This window comes from Streptomyces sp. NRRL F-6492, assembly GCF_001280125.1.
Classification (GTDB): domain Bacteria; phylum Actinomycetota; class Actinomycetes; order Streptomycetales; family Streptomycetaceae; genus Streptomyces.
Map to the genome: position 1 here is coordinate 1 of NZ_LGEG01000120.1, position 805 is coordinate 805.

Here is an 805-nt window from a genome sequence, read left to right on the forward strand (position 1 = left end):
CTGAGCCTTTTTAGAGTGCGCATCGGATGGGTGACGCGGTCGGCGCCCGCAACGCACGAGGCCCCCGTGCCGTTGAGAGAGGTTGTCTAACGTCTCAACTCAGCAGCTCAGGAGCCCCGTTGGTTCCCTGTCCTGCCGCACTCGACCTGCCCCACACTCTGGTCGAGTGGGTAACGATGCTCGTCGTCACCTGTGAGGGTGGCCGGCGCTGCAAACTGCCGCCGCCCCGGTGGACTCCGGTCGCTCTGGTCCACCTCCGGCGGCGCGACACCTCGCCGACCGGGCACCGGAACTCCTGAAGGTCCTGCGGGAGACCAACCCCGACCACGCGCTCCTGGACGGCACCCTCGCCGAGTGCGACCGGGTCGGCAACGGGCGGGCCGACCACTCCGCCCAGCACAAACGGCACAGCGTGAACGTGCAGTCCTCACCGATCCCGCCGGGCGGATCCTGTGGTTGTCGCCGGCGCTGCCGGGCCGGACCCACGTCCTGACCGCGGCCCGCACCCACCGGATCATCCGGATCTGCGAGCGCCAAGACGTCCCCCTCCTCGCCGACCTGGCCTGCACCGGCGCCGGCGCCTGGGTCACCACCGCCAAACGCCGCCCACCGAAAGGCGAACTCACCCCCACCGAGCGCACCGTCAACCGCGCCCTGTCCGCCGCCCGGGCACCCGTCGAACGCGGAGTCGCCCGCCTGAAGTCTTGGCGAATCCTCCGCCACGCCCGCTGCAGCCCAACCCGCCTCAGCGCGATCACCGCCGCGATCCTCACCCTGGAGAGGCAACGCTGAAAAGGCTCACTGA

1 pseudogene is annotated in these 805 nt (G+C 70.4%); it reads left to right on the top strand.

Annotated features, from left to right (window positions below):
* The first annotated feature begins 119 nt into the window (after nucleotides 1-119).
* Nucleotides 120-792 (top strand): annotated as a pseudogene (locus ADL08_RS11680) (transposase family protein).
* The last annotated feature ends 13 nt before the right edge of the window (nucleotides 793-805 follow it).